At 70.5% G+C, this 18,214-nt stretch carries 8 protein-coding genes (1 of these 8 cut by a window edge); 2 read left to right on the plus strand and 6 right to left on the minus strand.

Annotation, left to right across the window (positions count from 1 at the left end; translation table 11 throughout):
* From Y958_RS04400 to Y958_RS04425, 6 genes are all read right to left on the minus strand, one after another.
* Positions 1 to 185, minus strand: partial view of a helix-turn-helix transcriptional regulator gene (locus Y958_RS04400; protein WP_088871041.1) — the 5' end (the start) only. Its footprint begins 829 nt before the window's first position; only the first 185 of its 1,014 coding nucleotides appear in the window; its start codon is at positions 183 to 185; its stop codon lies beyond the left edge, outside the window.
* Between the two features lie 123 nt (positions 186 to 308).
* Positions 309 to 3,173: a serine/threonine-protein kinase gene (locus tag Y958_RS04405; RefSeq protein WP_186291257.1), complete on the minus strand. Its 2,865-nt coding sequence runs from the start codon at positions 3,171 to 3,173 to the stop codon at positions 309 to 311.
* A 22-nt stretch (positions 3,174 to 3,195) separates the two neighbouring features.
* Positions 3,196 to 6,012 (minus strand): protein kinase domain-containing protein, encoded by a 2,817-nt coding sequence (locus Y958_RS04410; RefSeq protein WP_088871043.1) that lies wholly within the window; start codon positions 6,010 to 6,012, stop codon positions 3,196 to 3,198.
* Positions 6,013 to 6,163: 151 nt separating this feature from the next.
* Positions 6,164 to 8,209, minus strand: a complete 2,046-nt coding sequence (locus tag Y958_RS04415; protein ID WP_088871044.1) for an alpha/beta hydrolase domain-containing protein — start codon at positions 8,207 to 8,209, stop codon at positions 6,164 to 6,166.
* Positions 8,210 to 8,265: 56 nt separating this feature from the next.
* Positions 8,266 to 9,450 carry an AGE family epimerase/isomerase gene (locus Y958_RS04420; protein ID WP_088871045.1) on the minus strand — a complete coding sequence of 395 codons (1,185 nt, stop codon included), beginning with the start codon at positions 9,448 to 9,450 and terminating at the stop codon, positions 8,266 to 8,268.
* Positions 9,451 to 9,612: 162 nt separating this feature from the next.
* Positions 9,613 to 10,839, minus strand: coding sequence for an ROK family transcriptional regulator (locus Y958_RS04425; RefSeq protein ID WP_088871046.1), 1,227 nt, complete (start codon positions 10,837 to 10,839; stop codon positions 9,613 to 9,615).
* Positions 10,840 to 11,215: 376 nt separating this feature from the next.
* On the opposite strand from Y958_RS04425, the gene Y958_RS04430 reads away from it, so the two are divergent.
* Positions 11,216 to 16,081 (plus strand): alpha-2-macroglobulin family protein, encoded by a 4,866-nt coding sequence (locus Y958_RS04430; protein WP_088871047.1) that lies wholly within the window; start codon positions 11,216 to 11,218, stop codon positions 16,079 to 16,081.
* 20 nt (positions 16,082 to 16,101) lie between these two features.
* Positions 16,102 to 18,198, plus strand: a complete 2,097-nt coding sequence (gene pbpC / locus Y958_RS04435; RefSeq protein ID WP_244909369.1) for a penicillin-binding protein 1C — start codon at positions 16,102 to 16,104, stop codon at positions 18,196 to 18,198.
* The last annotated feature ends 16 nt before the right edge of the window (positions 18,199 to 18,214 follow it).

Genomic DNA, 18,214 nt, shown 5'->3' on the forward strand with positions numbered 1-18,214 from the left:
GACAGGCGGGGCCCCACCGGCAGATGAAAGCGCCGCGCCAACTGGGCGATCTGGCCGCTGGTCTTGTGGCCCCCGAGGCCGGCGCTGTCGCTGACGGACATGTCCGCGGCATCGTCGGCGGGAAAGGCACGGGGCAAGCTCAAGGGGGCCGCTGGATAGTCGGCCTGAAGGGCGGGATACGACATGTCCGGGACTTCCTTCCAGATGGCGCCGAGGTTTCTTTGCTGGGCACTCTGTTCGGCGGGTGAACACACCCGAAGGAAAACCCGGTCGCCGGATCAAACCGGACAGGGGGGCATATAAATTTTTTAATGCGCCTGGTTTTTCTCCTCGGCAGCGGCCACCGCATCGCGGGCCTGGCGGATGAGCGGGCTGTCCGGTGCGTCGGTGCGCTGGGCCTCGGCCAGCGCCGTGGCCGCGTCGTGCACGGCGCCGGCCCGGTCGCCCGCGGCCAGGCGCACCGCGCTGCGCGTCAGCAGCAGGCGGGTGTGGATGCGGACATCGTGTGCCGCGCGCAGGCCGTCATAGGCGGCCTTGGCGTGTTCGATGTCGGCCTCCGCCTCCGTGACCTTCCCTTGGCCCAGCATCAGTCGCGCCCGTCCGGTCCAGGCCAGGGTCGGCGTGATGGATGTGAGGCGCAATCGCGCCTCATCACGAATGGCGCCGTCGAACACCTGCGCCGCGTCCGCCGTGTTTCCCTGGGACAGCAGGTACCATCCCCACTGGCCGCGCAGGTCCTGCGTGTCCTGCCCATCGGGTTCCTTGGCCATGTTCTCCGTCAGCAGCTGGGACAGCAGCACGCGCGCATCGTCCCGGCCCAGCTGGGCGCTGGCCAGTGCCAGCGCCAATCTCAACCGCCGCATGTCGCGCGGATCGTCGGGCTGGCTTTCAAAGATGGGCCGTAGCCGTTCCAGGATGGGTAGCGCGTCGGCCGCGCGGCCTTCCGCCGTCAGGCTGTTGGCGTACAGCAGCTGGACCTGGGCGGCGGTGGTGCGGATGTGGGGTGAACCCGGCGTGGGGTTGTCGCGGATCTGCGCCAGCAGGGTGTCGTACAGCGCCAATGCCTCAGCGCGCCGGCCCAGCTTGTGCAATAATTTCGCGCGTTGGGCCAAGGCAAACCAGTAAGAGGGACCGACGCCGTCAGCCGCCAAGGCCAGGGGTGCGGCGCGCTCATAATTCCGCACCGCCTCCGCGGTGCGTCCCAGGCGCTCGAAAACGACGGCCTGGTTGACCAGGATGGGGGCGAGTCCGACGCCGTCCGCCCCGTCGGTCGCCAACCGATGATCAAGGGCTTTCTGATACAGCGCTGCCGCCACGGCATAATCACCCGTCTGCACGCGCAGGATCGCCGCGTTCTGCAGGGCCCGGATATAGTCCGGGTCATCCGGGGCATGACGTTCATAGAGCGCGATCGCCTGGTCCAGCGCCTGCCGCCGGGCCGACTGGCTGTCGGGCCCGCTTTTCAGCAGGGCCGCCTGCGCCATCCACCACTGGGCGCGATACGCCGTCTCGTCACGGCCGGAGGCGCGCAGCACGGCGTCCAGGGTCGCCATCACCTGGCGCGCCTTGCCCATGTCGTAAGCGGTGATGGCGCCCCAGGCCTCGTCAAACAGGGAGTCGATAACGATCGGATGATCATCGCCGTAAAGCTTGCGAGCCAGGTCGGTTCGCTGGGTGGCGATCCGGGTGGCGCTTTCGGCGTCGTCCAGTGACTGATATAGCTGACGGGTGATGCCATACAGCTCCAGGGCCAGGCCGGGGTCTTGCGCGAATTCCTGCTCCACCCGGCGCGCCCCCAGATCCACCAGCTTTTCCGCCGGCACGTCGCGTCGGCTCCGGTCGGTGGGGAAACCCGCGTCGGTGGCGCCGAACAGGCTGACGACGAAGGCCTTGATGGTCTCCGCCCGGGCCACGGCCTTTTGAGCGCGCGAATACTGCCAGGTGACCCCGCCCAAGCCGCCCAGCACGGCCAGGGTCAGCAGTCCGGCGGCCATCAGGGGCAGGCGATGGCGCTTCATGAAGCGGCCCAGGACGTAGCGCCGGGACCCCGACCGGGCGGAGACCGGCAGGCCGTCGCGCATGCGCTCCACATCGCGCGCCAGGGCGTCGACGGTCCCGTAGCGCTGGGCCGGCTCCTTGCGCAAGGCCTTGGCGACGATGGCGTCCAGGTCGCCCACCAGCTTCCTCACCGGCACCGGCGGCGGACCGTCGGTCCGCGCCGCGAATTGCGACAAGGGGGGCGGCACCTCCTGCAGGGCCGCGCGGACGGCCAGCGCCAGCGGCATGCCCTCCAGCGTCCACGGCCGCGCGCCGGCCAGCAACTCATAAAGCAGCATGCCCAGGGCGTAGGCGTCGGTGGCCGTGCTGACCGGGCCGCCCAGAAGCTGCTCCGGTGCGGCATAGCCGGGCGTGAGCGGCGCCAGCAGGGTCTCGGGGTCGCCTTCCTCGCCGCTGACGATGCGCTTGGCGATGCCGAAGTCCAGCAGCTTCACCTGTCCCTGGGGCGTCACCAGGACGTTGCCGGGCTTCAGGTCGCGATGGACGATCAGGTTGCGGTGGGCGCAGGCCACCGCGTCGCAGACGGCCAGGAACAGGGTGAGGCGGCCATCCAAGCCCACATTGTGGTCACGGCACCAGGCGGTGATGGGCTGCCCCTCCACCAGTTCCATCACCATGTAAGCCTGGCCGTCATACATCCCGCCATCCAGGATGCGGGTGATGGCCGGATGCTCCAGGGTGGCGAGGATCTGTCGCTCCGCCTGGAAGCGGTCGACATGGTCGATGGCCTCCCGCCGGATGAGCTTCAGGGCCACCTGTTGCTCGAAATGGCCATCGGCCCGTTCCGCCCGGTAGACCTCCCCCATGCCGCCCCGGCCGATGACGCCGATGACGCGGTAGGCGCCGACCCGCTGGCCCGGCGCCAGGCTGGCGAAGGGGGCGGCCGGGGCATTCCCGGGTGAGTCGAGGGGCCCCGGGTCCTGAAGCGCGGGCCGGTCCAGCCAGGTTTCCTCGCGGGCCATCTGATCCAGCAGCCGCCGCAACTTGGCCAGCAGCCCGGCGTCGCCCCCGGCCAGATGCAGCAGGGCCATCGGTTGCTCGGTGGCGGGGAGGTCCAGCAGATGGTCCAGCGCCGCCTCTATGCGCCCCCAGTCCTGGGTCGCGTTCGTCGACATGTCCATAGGTATCCGCTCCCCCTCACGCCCCGGCCGCGGCCGCGGCGTCGCGCGCCTGGCGGATGACGGGGCTGCCCGGCGCGTCGGTGCGCTGGGCGTCGGCCAGCGCCAGGGCCGCGTCTTGCCCCGCCCCCGCCTTGTCGCCTGCGGCCAGGCGCACGGCGCTGCGGGTCAGCAGCAGGCGGGTATGGATGGGGATGTCGTGCGCCGCCTGCACTTGGCCGTAGGCGGTGAAGGCCTGCTCCGCCGCCTGCGCCGCTGCTGGTATGTCGCCCCGGCTCAGGGCCAGGCGGGCACGGCCGGCCCAGGCCAGGGCCATGGTGGGCGAGGTCGGCTGCACCCGCCCCTGCATTGCCAGGATGGTGTCGAAGGCGTGGGTGGCGTCCTCCTTGTCCCCATCATTCAGCAGGAACCAGCCCAGCCGCCCTTCCGCTTCCACCCAGTCGAAACTGCCAGGCTGGGCTTTGGCATAGTCGGCGGCGGCCTGAGTCAGCAGCGTCCGGGCCTCGCTGCTGCGCCCCGCCATGCCATAGGCCGTGCCCAGTTGGGCGCGCAGCAGGCGCAGCGTGCTTTCGTCCGTTAGGCGCTTCTCAAAAATGGTGCGCAGGCGTTCCAGGATGGGAATGGCCTCGCTGGGCCGCCCCTCATTGGTCAGGGCATCGGCATAGGCTTGCCATACCATTTCCGTTATCTGGTCGGCGCTGGCCTCTTGCGGCACTGTCCTGGCCAGTTCCTCGAACAGGACCATGCTCTCCGCCCGTCGCCCTTGCTTGTGCAACAGGGTGGCCAGGCGGGCTTGGGCGGTCCAATAAAGTCCGCCTTGGCCGACGACCTCCAGCGCTACAGCGGCGGCCCGCTCATAGCTCTGCCGGGCCTCTTCCAGCCGGCCCGCCGGCTCCAGGGCGTTGGCACGATTAATCAGGATGTAGACCTGTGTCACGTCATCGCCGCTCTGGCTGAAGCGGGCCAGGGCCTTGTCATAGAGGGCTACGGCGCCGGCATACTCCCCCATCCGCTTGTGCAGGATGGCGGCGTTTTGCAGGGCGGAGGGATAAAAAGGGTGGTCGGGGGCGTAGCGTTCATACAGCGCGACCGCCTGGTCGACATCCGCGCGGCGAATGGCGATGGTGCCAGGATCGCCATGCAGCGCTTCCGCCTTGCACAACAGCCAATAGGCGCGCACCGCCGTCTTGTCCTGGCCGGAGGTGCGCAGCAGCGCGTCCGTCTTGTCCAGCAAGCCGTTCGCCTGGGGCAGGTCGCCGGCCATGATGGCGTTCCAGGCCTGCCGCAGCATCATCTCGATGACCAGCGGATGGCTCTCGCCATAAACCGTTCGCGCCAGGGCGGCCCGCTTCTCCACCATCTGCGCCGTGCGCTCCGGATCGCTGAGCGCGGTGTAAAGGTCGCTGGTGATGCCATATAGCTCCAGCGCCAGTTCGGGGTCCTGCGCGAATTCCCGCTCGATGCGGCCGACGCCCAGATCCAGCAGCTTTTCCGCCGTGACGTCGCGGCGCTGTCTGTCCTTGGGGAAGCCAGGGTCACGGCCGGCATAGAGGCTGACGACGAAGGCCTTGATGGTCTCCGCCCGGGTAGCCTGCCGCTGGGCGCGCAAATATTGCCAAGTGACGCCGCCCAGGCCCCCCAGGATGGCCAGGGTGAGCAGGCCGGCCGCCGCGATGGGCAAGCGGTGGCGCTTGGCGAAGCGGCCCATGACATACAGCCGGGAACCGGCGCGCGCGGAGACCGGCCACCCCTGGCGCATGCGCTGGACATCGCGGATCAGGTCATCGACGGTCTGGTACCGCTGGCTGGGCTCCTTGCGCAGGGCCTTGGCGACGATGGCGTCCAGGTCGCCCGTCAACTCCTTCACGGGGACCGGCGGGGCGCCATCGGATCGCGCGGCGAACTGGGACAGGGGTGGCGGCACCTCCTGCAGGGCGGCGCGGACGGCCAGCGCCAGGGGCATGCCTTCCAGCGTCCAGGGCCGCGCGCCCGCCAGCAATTCGTAAAGCAGCATGCCCAGCGCATAGGCGTCGGTGGCCGTGCTCACCGGGCCGCCCAGAAGCTGCTCCGGCGCTGCATAGCCGGGCGTGAGGGGCGCCAGCAGGGTCTCGGGGGCGCCCCCGTCGCCGGTGACGATGCGCTTGGCGATGCCGAAATCCAGCAGTTTCACCTGCCCCTCGGGCGTCACCAGGACGTTGCCGGGCTTCAGATCCCGGTGGACGATCAGGTTGCGGTGGGCATAGGCCACCGCGTCGCAGACAGCCAGGAACAGCGTCAGGCGGCCGTCCAGCCCCATCCCGCGATCGCGGCACCAGGCCGTGATGGACTGCCCCTCCGCCAGTTCCATGACCATGTAAGGCTGGCTGTCATGCAGTCCGCCGTCCAGGATGCGGGTGATGGCCGGGTGGTCCAGGCGCGCGAGGATCTGCCGTTCCGCCTGGAAACGGTCGATGTGCTCAACCGCCTCGCGTCGGATAAGCTTCAGGGCTACCTGCTGCTCGAAATGGCCGTCGGCGCGTTCCGCGCGATAGACCTCGCCCATGCCACCCCGGCCGATGGGCGCGATCACCCGATAGGCGCCGATACGCTGACCCGGCGACAGCCCGTGGAAGGGGGGCGGCGCGATGCCGTCGACCGGGCCAAGGCCGGCCGGCCGGTCCAGCCACGTTTCATTCCGCTCCACCTGCGCCAGCAGGGTGCGCAATTCAGCCAGGACGATGGCGTCGTCCCCGGCCAGGCGCAACAGGGCGGCCGAGCGGCTGCTCGTGGGCAAATCCAGCAACTGGTCCAGCGCCGCCTCGATGTGGGGCCAATTGGTCTTGGCGGTCATCGACATGGATATCCCTTCCCGGTGAACAGCGGCAATTGTCCACCATATCCCGGTGGGAATATTGAAATCCTATATTGTTCCGGGAATGAGCGTTGCGCCCGGCGAAGCGATTTTTCCCGTCGTTCCGCTAGCGTTCATGTCATGACCAAGTGGCGGCTCAGCTGGGAAAGAGATAGCCGCAGCCGGTATCGGCCGGGTCGTGGGCCATGATGCGATCGTAGAGCGCGCCCTGGTCGGCCAGTAGGCTGTCCGCCTCCTCCGCCAGCACCCAGCCGGCGGCCACCTCGCGGGCGATGGCGGCCTTCGCCTTGTCCAGGAAATCCTGGCGGGTGGGATAGCGGGCGGCCAGCGACGGCCGGGGATCATGGGCCGCCGCCCGTTCCGCCTCCGTGCGGGCGAAGGGTACGAAGGACCCGTCGAAGCGGCCTTGGTAGGCGTCGAAGCCGGTCTCCGGCACCCGCAGGTTCCAGCCGGTGTGGGTGCCCAGCGGCACTTCCAGCTCCACCTGCCGGATGCCGCCCCGGTCGTTGCCGTCGGCGTCAGGCGCCGGCACGCGGGTGGGGTAGGGCTGGCCCCGCGCCGGGGGCACGGTGTCGGCGATGCCCTGCGCATAGCGCGGACCGAAATCCAGGCGCGGCGGCATCAGGGGGCTGAGCGGCGGGGTGAGGCCGGGCACCTTGGCGAAGGCGGCCTTGTAGGCGTCGGCGCTGATCAGGGTGCCGTCCGCCAGCTTGGGCACGGCGCTGTCCGGCGGCGCCGCTTTGCCCTGCACCCAGTTATCCAGCGCCACCACCAGCGCGCGCTCCACCGGATAATGGTTGGTGGTGTTGACGCAGGCGGTGTAGGGCCAGCGCTCATGGCTGCGGCCGACATAGTGCTGCGATCCCGCCAGCATGTAGATGCGGGCGGAGGGGTCGATGGCGGCGTCCGCCCTGCCGTCCGGCGTGATGTGCAGCAGGGAGGCGGAACGGTTCCAGTACTCCGCCGAGGTGTTGGCGAAGATCATCTTGGGCAGCGGACCGGCCGCCCGCGCGCCGTCCAGCAGGGAGCCGGTCTGTTTCGTCACCGGGTCGGTGGAGGGCGTGGTGGTGAAGGGGAAGGCGTCGGAGAAATAGATCTGCTCCACCAGCGGGCTGAAGTGGCGGGTGGCCATGCCGAAGCGCTGGTTGAAGGCGCCCTTGCCGGCGCCGGGTACCTGGGCATAGGCGCCGTCGAAGGCCGGGCGGCCCTCCTCATCCCGGTTCCAGCCATTGTAAAGCATGGTGTCGATGACGCGCCCGGACTGTGAAATGCCGAAGATCAGGGCGCGGTCCAGCGGCTGCTGCCCGGCGAAGGGCTGGGTCTTGAAGAAGGACAGCAGGTCGCGGATGCCGGCCAAGCCCACGCCTACCACGTAAGGATCGCGGGAGGGGACGACCACCTCATAGATTTTGCCGGTCTGGAAGCCGCCCTCCATGCGCACCTCCACCGGCAGGCCGCCGTCGGGGTTTTCCACGAAGGTCCAGGCGCCGCGTGCGATGGGATGGCGCGGCGCGTCCGGGGCGTCCCGCTCGGTCAGCACGGCGTCGGGGGCGCCTTCGGTCGCGAAGGGGTAGGGGACGCCCTTCATGCCGACGTAAGCTGCGGTCTCGGCCGGCTTATCGACGATGAACTCATAGGCCGCCTTGCCCAGGATGGGCTTGCCGTCCTTTTCCCGGGCCACGGGCGGTTTCAGGATAAAGGGCTTGTCACCGGGGCCGCCTGGCTGCACGTCCCAGGTCCAGGCGGACCACAGCAGGGTATAGCCGCGCTTGAAGAAAAAGCCGTTGCCGGTATCGGCCAGGGTGGTGGGGTCGTTGTGCGCCGGAACGTGACCATTAACCTGGCCCAGGGCCGCGATGCCGCCCCGGTTGTTGACGTCATAGAACAGGGCGCCGTTACGGCCGGCCGCGTTGGTGGGACGCAGCATCAGGAAGTCGGTGGCGAAGACGACATGGCCGTGGCCGTCCTTGGGCGCCAGGCCCAGATCGGTGATGCGCGCGTTGGCGGGTAGGGCGGGGTCCAGCGCGATCCAGGCCGTACCCCGGATCTTCTCGTAGGGACCCACGGTGCCGAAGGCGACGCCGTCGGCCAGCACCGTGCGCTCCGTGATCTCCACCCGCTCCACCGCCGCCAGGGCGGGCGTGGCCGTCAGCAGCCCCATCAGGACGATCAAATGCCGCATTGTCACTGCCCCTGTTATTGTTTGTGGGGCGAGGCTAATGCGGCGCCGGGCCGGGATCAACCGGGATGGCCCGCCGTGCCCAGGGCCTGGTCCAGTTCCTGGATGGCGCAGACGATGTGGTAGAAGCTGCTGGCGGGTGCGGCCTCTTCGACGAAGGTGCCGTCCGGGTTCAGGCGGTCGCGCCACAGGCCCTTCACCGGCGTGTCGAAGTATTTCATCAGGCCGCGCCCGCCGTTGGCGGCCATGGTCCAGTAGGTGTCGCTGCGGTCGGCGTCGTCGCGGGTGGCCAGGGCGGCCAGCACGGCGCACTTGATGCGTTCCGTCTGCGGCCACAGGCGGGCGACGGGGTCGTGGGGGGTCAGGTCGTCCAGCAGGGCGTTCATGGCCACCCCGCGCGCCGGGTCCACGCCCGGCCCCTCGCCCACAGCGATCATGCGCCAGGCGGCGTCGGCGGCCGCCTTGTTGCCGGTCAGCGCCGCCCAGCGCAGCATCAGCCACGACCATTCGAACTGGTGTCCCGGCTCGACGATGCGGCCGGACGTGCCGGCCTGGGGCCGCCAGTCGCCGTCGAAGAACTCCTTCAGCCCGCCCATGTCGTCGTCGATGAAGCGGGTGAGCGCCAGGCCCACGATCTCTTCCGCCAGGTCGCGCCAGCCGCCGTCGCCGCCCTGCTCCATCCAGGCCAGCGATGCCTCCAGCATGTGCATGTGCGGGTTGGACAGCAGGGGCAGGGTGCGGGGATGGCTCTCCTCGAAGCCGCCCTGGGCGTGGTGCAGGGTGTCCAGCAGGCGCTGGCGCAGGGCCACGGCCATCTCCTCCGCCCTGCGGTTCTCCGGCGTGGCGCTCTGCGCGGCGGCGAGCGCGAACAGGGCGAAGGCCTGGTCGTACAGCACCACGGTATCGTCCAGGGCGGTGCCGTCCGGCGCCACCTTGGTGCGGAACAGGCCGTCGGGTCGGCGGTAATGGTTCAGGAAGAAGGTCAGGCCATGCTCCGCCGCCTCGCGCACCGGGCCGTTCCATCCGGACTTGGCGGCGACGGAATAGGAATAGACCTGGCGGGCCTGCACCCGGGCGCGGCGGGCATCGTTGGTCGGCTTGCCGTCCAGGCCCAGCTTCTCATGGAAGCCGCCATTCACCCGGTCCGCCCCCACCTCCCACCACAGGGGGTAGGCTTGCTCCACCAGCCAGGCCTTAAGCTGGCCGCGCACCGCGGCGGCATCGAGGAGAGCGGCTGATGGCATGCGAACACCCTTTGGTATGCGGCCTTTTATTTCTTCTGCCGTTGTCTCGCACGCGGCAATCGATATGGCCGGCCAGTGAGAGGGACCATAAAGTCGGCAATTAGAAATTAAAATTGAAATATTAATCTTTTGAAGGTTCAGACTGCCCCCCGCAAGCGCCCATCAGGCGGCAGCCGTTTTCATCAGGGCGGTGCGCGACGGCAGCAGGCGGTCGTTGAAGGGCAGAATGGCGGCCCCCACCGCCGGCGCGTCCATGGCGGTGGCGGCCCGGTAGACCGGGGCGATGACGGGGATGGTACCGGCATGGGCCTGCAGCCGGTCGGTGATCAGCTGGGCCAGGCGATCCAGCTGGGTGGTGGGCAGGCGCCCGCCCAGGAAGACGGCTTCCGGGTTCACCAGGCAGCTGACGGCGATGATGGGCACGGTCAGCAGTTCCGCCGCCAGGTCCAGCCACTGGGCGACCAGGGACTGGCCGGCGGCGTCCAGGCCGGCCAACTCGTCCGGCTGGCACAGCGGATAGCCGTTGGCCTTGAGGAAGCTGAACAGGGCCGACAGCGACACCGCCTCCTGCAAGGAGGTCGCCGGCGTGCGGGGGGAGGAGACGGGCAGGAAGCCGATCTCACCGCTGCGGCCCTGGGCGCCGCGGAAATACTGCCCATCGATGACCATACCGCCACCCAGGCCCCGGCTGATCAGGATGTAGAAGAAGCTGGGATCGTGCAGGCCGTGCCCGAACTGCAGCTCACCCAGGGCCGCCGCCGCCGCATCGTTCTCCAGGAACACCGGCAGGGGCAGGATGGCGGAGAACAGCCGGGCGACGTTGACGGTGTTCCAGGCTTCATAGCTGGCGGGGCGGTTGGGCAGGTTCACCCGCCCCAGGTCGTCGGGCATGGCGACCCCGATGCCGACGATGCGGTCCTGCGGGAAGGTGCCCGCGGCCTGAAAGGCCTCCACCTGTTCCTTGAAAAAGGCGGCCACGGTGTCGGGCAGGGGAAAGTCCACGTCCAGGGTGGCGCGATGGCGCACCTGGCCCAGCAGGTCCAGCACGAGCACGGTGACATGGTCGCGGTCGATATTGACACCGATGGAGTAGCAGCCGTCGGGGTTGATGGCCAGGCGCATGGCCGGCTGGCCGCGCGCGCCGTGCAGGCGCCCCACTTCCATGATCAGGCCGTCGTTCAGCAGGCGCTTGGTGATGTTGGCGATGGCCGGCGCCGTCAGGCCGGTGATGGTGGCCAGCTCCGCCCGGGTGATGGGGCCGCTGACACGGATGGCCTGCAGCATGACCCGCTGGTTGTGGTCCCCCGCCCGTTCCAGGTTCGTGCCCGACAGGCTGGCGCCCAGCGATGGGTGCAGGTCGGCGGTGCGGGGGGGCACGAGCGCGGACATCCGGGCAATTCCTTATTTAAATTTACAAGTTTATGGGCCGGGATGGTGGGGCATCGCCCGTCCGGACACAATGCGCATTTTTAAGATGCCCACATCGGGGCCGCTCGCCGCGACTCCGCCCTGGAATCCGGGGTGGGGAAGGCCGCCACCGTCACCCATCCCACCCGCACAAGCCCGCTTTCCGACCCCTCCGGGCGGCTTTCACGCGGTTAGGATCGCGGCCTGCGGAATGGCAAGCTGGCTGCGCGTCATAACCCTGATGGCGATGAACGCTATGATTGCGGATCCGCCTTGACGCCGCCACAAAGCCGCCGCAACGATCGACCGGCGCGGCACTTCCGCCGCCCGCACCCTCCCTCATATCCCGGGGTCTCGCATGAGACGCTGCGTCGCGTTCGTCGCCCGCCTGGTCACCGCCGTCCTGGCCTTGGCCGTCCCCTTCGTGTGCCCGACGGCGCTGGCCGCCGGGCCCCTGGCACCCTCGGGCAATTTGGCGCAAAGCGACACCGACGCCACCGGCGCTTGCGTCTGGTTCAACGGCGCGCTGGCCGAAAACCACGGCGACCTGTCGGGCTTCGTGGCGGTGGAGCCGGCGGGGGACGTGGCCGTCACCGCCAATGACCGCCAGCTGTGCGTCAGCGGGCTGGAGCCGGGCAAGGCCTACACCGTCACCGTCCGCGCCGGCCTGCCCGCCGCCGACGGCAACACCCTGCCCAGGAACCTCACCTTCCACCTGACGATGCATGACCTGCCGGGCAGCGTGCGCATCGCCGGCACGGGCTATGTCCTGCCGCGCGTGGGCAACGCCGGCGTGGCCGTGGAGACTGTCAACATCGCCCGGGTGACGCTGGGCCTCTATCGCGCGCCGGAAACGGCGCTGGCCAACCTGTCCCTGAACCAGGACCCGACGGGCTGGAGCGTGGAAAGCCTGGTGAATGACAAGGTGCGGCCCGTCTGGACCGGCACCATGGAGACCAAGGGCGCGCAGAATAAGCGGACCATCACCAACTTCCCCCTGGACCAGGTGCTGAAGGACCGCCAGCCCGGCGCCTATCTGCTGGTGGTCGAGGATGAGAAGCTGGCGAAGGATCGCGACAATACGACCTATGACCAGCGTGAGGCCCGCACCGCCGCCCGTTGGCTGGTCGAGACGGACATGGCGCTGACGGCGTTGACCGGGGGTGACGGCCTGACGGTCGTCGCCCGCTCCCTGGCCAAGGCCACACCGCTTGCCGGCGCCCGGGTGGTGCTGCTGGCGCACGATTCCGGCACCTTGGGCGAGGCCAAGACCGACGGCGACGGCATCGCCCGTTTCCCCATCGGGCTGCTGCGGGGCAAGGGCGGGGCGCGCCCGGCGCTGGTGGAGGCCTTCGCCGGCGGCCCCTCGCTGATCCCCTTCGCCAGCACGCCGGCCGACTTCGCAGCCCTGTCGCTGGAGCGGGCCGCTTTCGACTTCAGCGCCCGGGGGGCCGACGGCCGCCCGGACCCAGGCCCGTTGGACGCCTATGTCTATACCGAGCGTGGCGTTTATCGGCCGGGCGAGACCGTGCACGCCGCCTTCGTGCTGCGCGACGCCCAGATCCGCACCGCCGCTGTGGACATGGTGGCCGCCGTGGTCCGCCGCAGTGACGGAGTGGAGGCCGCCCACCTGACGGCCAAGTTGAGCAGCGGCGCGGGCACGGTCGACATTCCCATCAGCGCCGCCGCCCCGCGCGGCGAATGGACCATCAACCTGTACGTCGCCGGCGGCGACGCGGTGGTGGGCAGCGGGACCTTCGACGTGCAAGATTTCGTGCCGGAGCGGCTGAAGGTCGCCATCGGCAAGCCCGCGACGCCGGCGCTGGCGGCGGGCCAGCCGGCCACGATGCCGGTGGAGGCGCGCTTCCTCTATGGCGCCGCCGCCGGCGATCTGCCGGTAGGGGGCGAGGTGCGGCTGGAACGCGACCCCAAGCCTTTCGCCAAATGGTCCGACTTCGCCTTCGGCCGCGACGATGACAAGTTCGAGCCGCAGACAGCCCCGGCGGTCGACACCCACACCGACGGCGCCGGCAAGGCGGCGGTGGAATTCCCGGTGCCGGAGGCCGGGACCGCCACGGCCCCCCTGCACGCCGTCATCACCGCCGCGGTGGTGGAGCCGGGCGGGCGGGTGACGCGCGACCAGATGGCCCTGCCGGTCACCTATCGCGCCGGCTTCGTGGGCATCCGCCCCCTGTTCGCCAACCACCGGGTGCGGGAAGGGGGCAGCGCCGATTTCGACATCCTCGCGGTGGATGCCACCGGCGTGCCGCAGGCGGCCAAGGGCGTGCGCTATGTCCTGGCGCAGGCCGACCGCCACTACACCTGGTATCGCAGCGGCTTCCAGTGGTCGTACAAGACCAGTGTCCAGTACCGCCCGGTGGCCAACGGCACGCTGGACTTGGACGGTGCCAAGCCGGCGCGCATCAGCCAGCGCCTGGAGTGGGGCGAATATCGCCTGCTGGTGGAGAATCCGGCCACCGGTGCCGTCACCACCCAATCCTTCTACAGCGGCTGGTACATGGCGGGGGCCAGCACCGACGCGCCGGACGTGGTGCCCTCCGCCCTGGACAAGGCGGCCTACGCGGCGGGTGAGACGGCGCACCTGCGTATCGAGCCGCCCTTCGCCGGCCAGATGCAGGTGGCCGTCGCCGGACAGGAGGTCCGCATCCTGGCCACGCGCGCCACGGGCGCGGAGCCGGTGACGGTGGACATTCCCGTGAAGGCGGAATGGGGGGCCGGCGCCTACGCCCTCATCTCCTTCATCCGGCCGGCGGACAAGGATGTGGGCCATCAGCCGGTGCGGGCCGTGGGCCTGGCTTGGATTCCGGTGGATTCCGGGGCCAAGGCGCTGGCGGTCAGCATCGACACGCCCAAGACCCTGCGCCCCCGGCAGAAGGTCGACGTGCAGGTGACGGCGGCGGGGGCCAAGGCCGGTGCCCACGTAACCGTGGCGGCGGTGGATGAAGGCATCCTGCAACTGACCCGTTTCCGCAGCCCCGACCCGCTGGCCCATTTCTTCGCCAAGCGCAAGCTGGGGGCGGAGATGCGCGATGATTACGGCCGCCTTCTGGAAAGCCAGGCGGGGCAGACCGGCGTGCTGCGCCAGGGTGGTGACGGCGGTTCTCCCGGCGGAGTGGGCCTGCCGGTGGTGCCCACCCGCACCGTGGCCCTGTTCTCGGGCCTGGTGGCGCTGGATGACAAAGGCCACGCCAAGGTCACGCTGGATATCCCCGACTTCAACGGCAGCCTGCGCCTGATGGCGGTGGCCCTGGACAAGGACCGCATGGGCATGGCCGAGGGCGCCATGACGGTGCGCGACCCCGTGGTGGCGGAGGTCATCCTGCCGCGCTTCCTGGCGCCCAACGACACCGCCGCCGGCACGCTGCTGCTGCACAACCTGGAAGGGGCGGCGGGCGACTACCGCGTCACCCTGACGGCGGACGGCGCCCTGAAGCTGGCGGGGGATGCGAAGCGCACCGTCACGCTGGCCTCCGGCCAGCGGGTGGTGCAGCCGGTGGCCCTGGCGGGCGGCCCGGCCGGCATCGGCGGCCTGACCCTGTCGGTTGAGGGGCCGGGCGGGTTGAGGCTGGAACGGTCCTGGCCCATCACCATCCGCCCGGCGGAGGCGCCCATCGTCATGGCCGAGCAGCGCCAGCAGGCCCCGGGCGAGGCCTATACCCTGCCGCCCAACCTGCTGGACCTGTTCCTGCCCGGCACGGGCAGCGTCGCCCTGTCCTATTCCAACCTGCCCGGCATCGACGTGCCGGGCCTGATGAAGGATCTGGACCTCTACCCCTATGGCTGCACCGAGCAGACCACCAGTCGCGCCCTGCCGCTGGTGGCCTTCCGCGACCTGGCGCGTCAGCTGGGTCTGGACGGCAACGTCAAGGATCCGGACAACCGGGTGAACACGGCCATCGACCGGCTGCTGCAGCGGCAGGACAGCACCGGAGAGTTCGGGCTGTGGTCCGCGGGCGACGGCCTGGGCGGACCCTGGCTGCAGATGTATGTGTTCGACTTCCTGACCCGCGCGCGGGCGGCCGGCTATTTCGTGCCGGACGTGGCCATGCAGTCCCTGGCCGACTGGGTGACGCAAGCGACCGACCGGGGCGTGGACGCGCGTGGGGCGGACGGGGAGGCGGTGGTCTACGGCCAGTACCTGCTGGCCCGGGGCGGCCACGCCACCCCGGCCAACCTGCGCTACATCCACGATGTGACGGCGGAGCAGCTGTCCAACGGCCCGCTGGCCTACGCCCAGCTGGGCGCCGCCCTGCTGGCGGCCGGTGACAAGGCGCGGGCGGAGGTGGCGTTCGAGCGGGCGCGCAAGCGCCTGGGCCAGGGCTCTCACGACTATTACAGCAGTCCGCTGCGCGACGCCGCCGCCACCCTGGCGGTGGCGGCCGAGGCGGGCAACGCCCCCCTGCAGGAGGCGGCGCTGCACCTGGCGCTGACGGGCCTGAAGGAGCCCTGGTATTACAACACCAATCAAAAAAGCTGGCTGCTGCTGGCCTCGCAGGCCATCCTGGCCAAGGGGCAGCCCATCTCCCTGACCACCACCGGCTATGCCAAGGCCGCCACCGGCCGTGCGCTCAGCTACAGCCCCACCCCGGCACAGCTGGCCGCCGGCTTCGGCGTCGTCAACAGCGGCACGGCCGCCGTGTGGCGCACGGTGCAGATGCGCGGCGTGCCCAAGGAAAGCCCGGGCCCGGTGTCGGAGGGCATCAGCCTGACCAAGGAGGTCTACACCATGGACGGCAAGCCCGCCGGCACGGACCACGTTGCCCGCAACACGCGGCTGGTGGTGGTGCTGACGGGTGTGCAGCAGCAGCATGTGAAGCGCACCCTGGTGACGGTCGATCCCCTGCCGGCGGGATGGGAGATCGAGAGCGTTCTGCGCCCGGCCAAGAAGGGCGCGAAGGCGCTGGACTGGCTGAAGAACCTCAGCCGCGCCGCCGTGGCGGAAGCGCGCGACGACCGCTTCGTCGGCGTGTTGGACGCGGGCCAGCCCTCCTGGATCTACCGGGACGAGGATGAGGACGAGGATGGCGGGGGCGAGGCGGACGAGGATACCGGGCCCAGCCAGAACTTCCGCTTCGCCTATGTGGTGCGGGCGGTGACCCCGGGGCAGTTCGCCCTGCCGCCGGCCTCCACCCAGGACATGTACGACCCGGCGGCCATCGCCCGCACCGCGGCCGGCCGGACGGTGGTGGACGCCGTGCCGTGACGCCGGAATGGCGTGCCCGATTGACCCGCTGGGGGCTGGCCCGCCAGGGCTTCGTCCCCTGGGGGACACGCCTGGGCGCCGGGGTGCTGGCGCTCGCCCTGCTGGTCGTGGCGCTGGACCGGCTGTTCCCGCCGGACCTGCGGCGCTGGCAGGAGCGGTCCACCCTGGTGACGGACGAGGGCGGGGAGGTGCTGCGCGCCTTCATCACTGCGGACGGCGCCTGGCGGCTGCCCATGAGTGCCACCGAGGCCAACCCCACCTATTTGGCGATGCTGCTGGCCTATGAGGACCATCGCTTCTATCACCATCCCGGTGTCGATCCGCTGGCCCTGGCGCGGGCGGCGGGCCAGGCCCTGCGCCACGGCCGCATCGTCTCCGGCGGGTCCACCCTCACCATGCAGGTGGCGCGCCTGCTGGAACCGCGTCCTCGAACCGTGGCGTCCAAGCTGTTGGAGATGGCCCGGGCCCTGCAGTTGGAGGCGCGCTATTCCAAGAGCGACATCCTGGGCATGTACCTGACCTTGGCGCCCTTCGGCGGCAATCTGGAAGGCGCGCGGGCGGCATCATTGGCCTATTTCGGCCGGCCGCCGGCGGCGCTGACCCCCGGGCAGGCGGCTTTGCTGGTGACCCTGCCGCAATCGCCCACCAAGCGCCGGCCGGATCTGGCGCCGGCGGCGGCCCGTGCCGGGCGCGATGCCCTGCTGCGCCGCATGGCGGCCAAGGGTGTGCTGAGCCGGCAGGCGGCGCGCGAAGGCATGTCGGAGCCGCTGCCGACGGACCGCCGCCCGCTGCCCTTCCTCGCTCCCCACTTGGCCGACCGCCTGCGCCGCGCCGCGCCACCGGGTAGCGTCATCGCCAGCACGCTGGATGCCGGCCTGCAGCGGCGGGTGGAGGCCACGGTGCGCGGGACCCAGGATACGCTGGAGCCGGCGGCGGAGGTGGCGGTCCTGGTGATGGAGATCGGCAGCCGCAAGGTGCGCGCCTATGTCGGCGGCAGCTTCTCCGGCCCCTTCGGCCAGGTGGACATGGCGGCGGCGCCGCGCTCCCCGGGGTCGGCGCTGAAGCCCTTCCTTTACGGCCTGGGGTTCGAGGCGCTGCCCCTGCATCCCGAGACGCGCATCAACGACGTGCCCACCGTGTTCGGCGACTACGCGCCGCGCAATTTCGACGGCGGTTTCCATGGCCTGGTCACGGTGCGCGAAGCCCTGCAGCAGTCGCTGAACGTGCCGGCGGTGAAGGTGCTGGATCGGCTGGGGCCCGCCCGCTTCTTGGGCCGCCTGCGGGAGGTGGGCGCGCAGGTGGTGTTGCCCCGGCCGGACGCGGCCCCCGGCCTGCCCCTGGCGCTGGGTGGCCTGGGGCTCAGCCTGGCCGATCTGACCAATCTCTACGCCGACCTGGGGGATGGCGGCCAGGCCCGGCCGCTGCTGCTGACGCCGTCGGAGGCGCCGGGGCCCAAACGGCCGGCCAAGCGGCTTATGGGCGCGGTGGCCGCCTGGTACGTGGCGGAGATCCTGTCGGGCACGCCCCGGCCGGATGGGCGGGCGGCGGTGGGCGGGCGCTGGGTCGCCTACAAGACGGGCACGTCCTACGGGTTCCGCGATGCTTGGGCAGTCGGCTTCACCTCGACCCATGTGGTGGGGGTGTGGGTGGGGCGGCCGGACGGCACGCCCCGGCCCGGCGCCGCCGGCCGCGACATGGCGGCCCCCCTGCTGTTCCGCCTGGTGGACCTGCTGCCCGACTGGGGCACGCCGCCCGAGCCGCCACCCGGGGTGCTGGAGGCCGGGCCCGGCCACGCCCTGCCGCCGGCCCTGGCCCTGTTCGATCGGGGGACGCCCGGTGGCAGCCTGGCCGCGGCCGCCGCCCCGCTGCGCATCGCCTTCCCGCCGGATGGGGCGGAGGTCGAGCGCACGCCCGGCCGCGACGGCGCGCCCGTGCCGGTGCCGCTGGAGGCTCTGGGCGGCCGGCCACCGCTGCACTGGCTGGGCAATGGCCTGCCGCTTCCGGACAGCGCGAGCGGGGAGGGGGCGGATTGGATTCCCGATGGCATCGGTTTCGCCGACATCGCCGTCATCGACGCCGCCGGCCAACGGGCCAAGGCGACGGTCCGGGTTCGCTGAGCGGCGCGGATGTGCG

The organism is Nitrospirillum viridazoti CBAmc (genome assembly GCF_000730165.1).
In the GTDB taxonomy this organism is placed as follows: Bacteria; Pseudomonadota; Alphaproteobacteria; order Azospirillales; family Azospirillaceae; genus Nitrospirillum; species Nitrospirillum viridazoti.

Bases quoted from the DNA above. Each gene is read 5' to 3' on its own strand.
- Y958_RS04420 (WP_088871045.1), bottom strand. From the start codon at position 9,450: ATGCCATCAGCCGCTCTCCTCGATGCCGCCGCGGTGCGCGGCCAGCTT.
- Y958_RS04430 (WP_088871047.1), top strand. From the start codon at position 11,216: ATGAGACGCTGCGTCGCGTTCGTCGCCCGCCTGGTCACCGCCGTCCTG.
- Y958_RS04415 (WP_088871044.1), bottom strand. From the start codon at position 8,209: ATGCGGCATTTGATCGTCCTGATGGGGCTGCTGACGGCCACGCCCGCC.
- Y958_RS04405 (WP_186291257.1), bottom strand. From the start codon at position 3,173: ATGTCGACGAACGCGACCCAGGACTGGGGGCGCATAGAGGCGGCGCTG.
- Y958_RS04425 (WP_088871046.1), bottom strand. From the start codon at position 10,839: ATGTCCGCGCTCGTGCCCCCCCGCACCGCCGACCTGCACCCATCGCTG.
- Y958_RS04410 (WP_088871043.1), bottom strand. From the start codon at position 6,012: ATGTCGATGACCGCCAAGACCAATTGGCCCCACATCGAGGCGGCGCTG.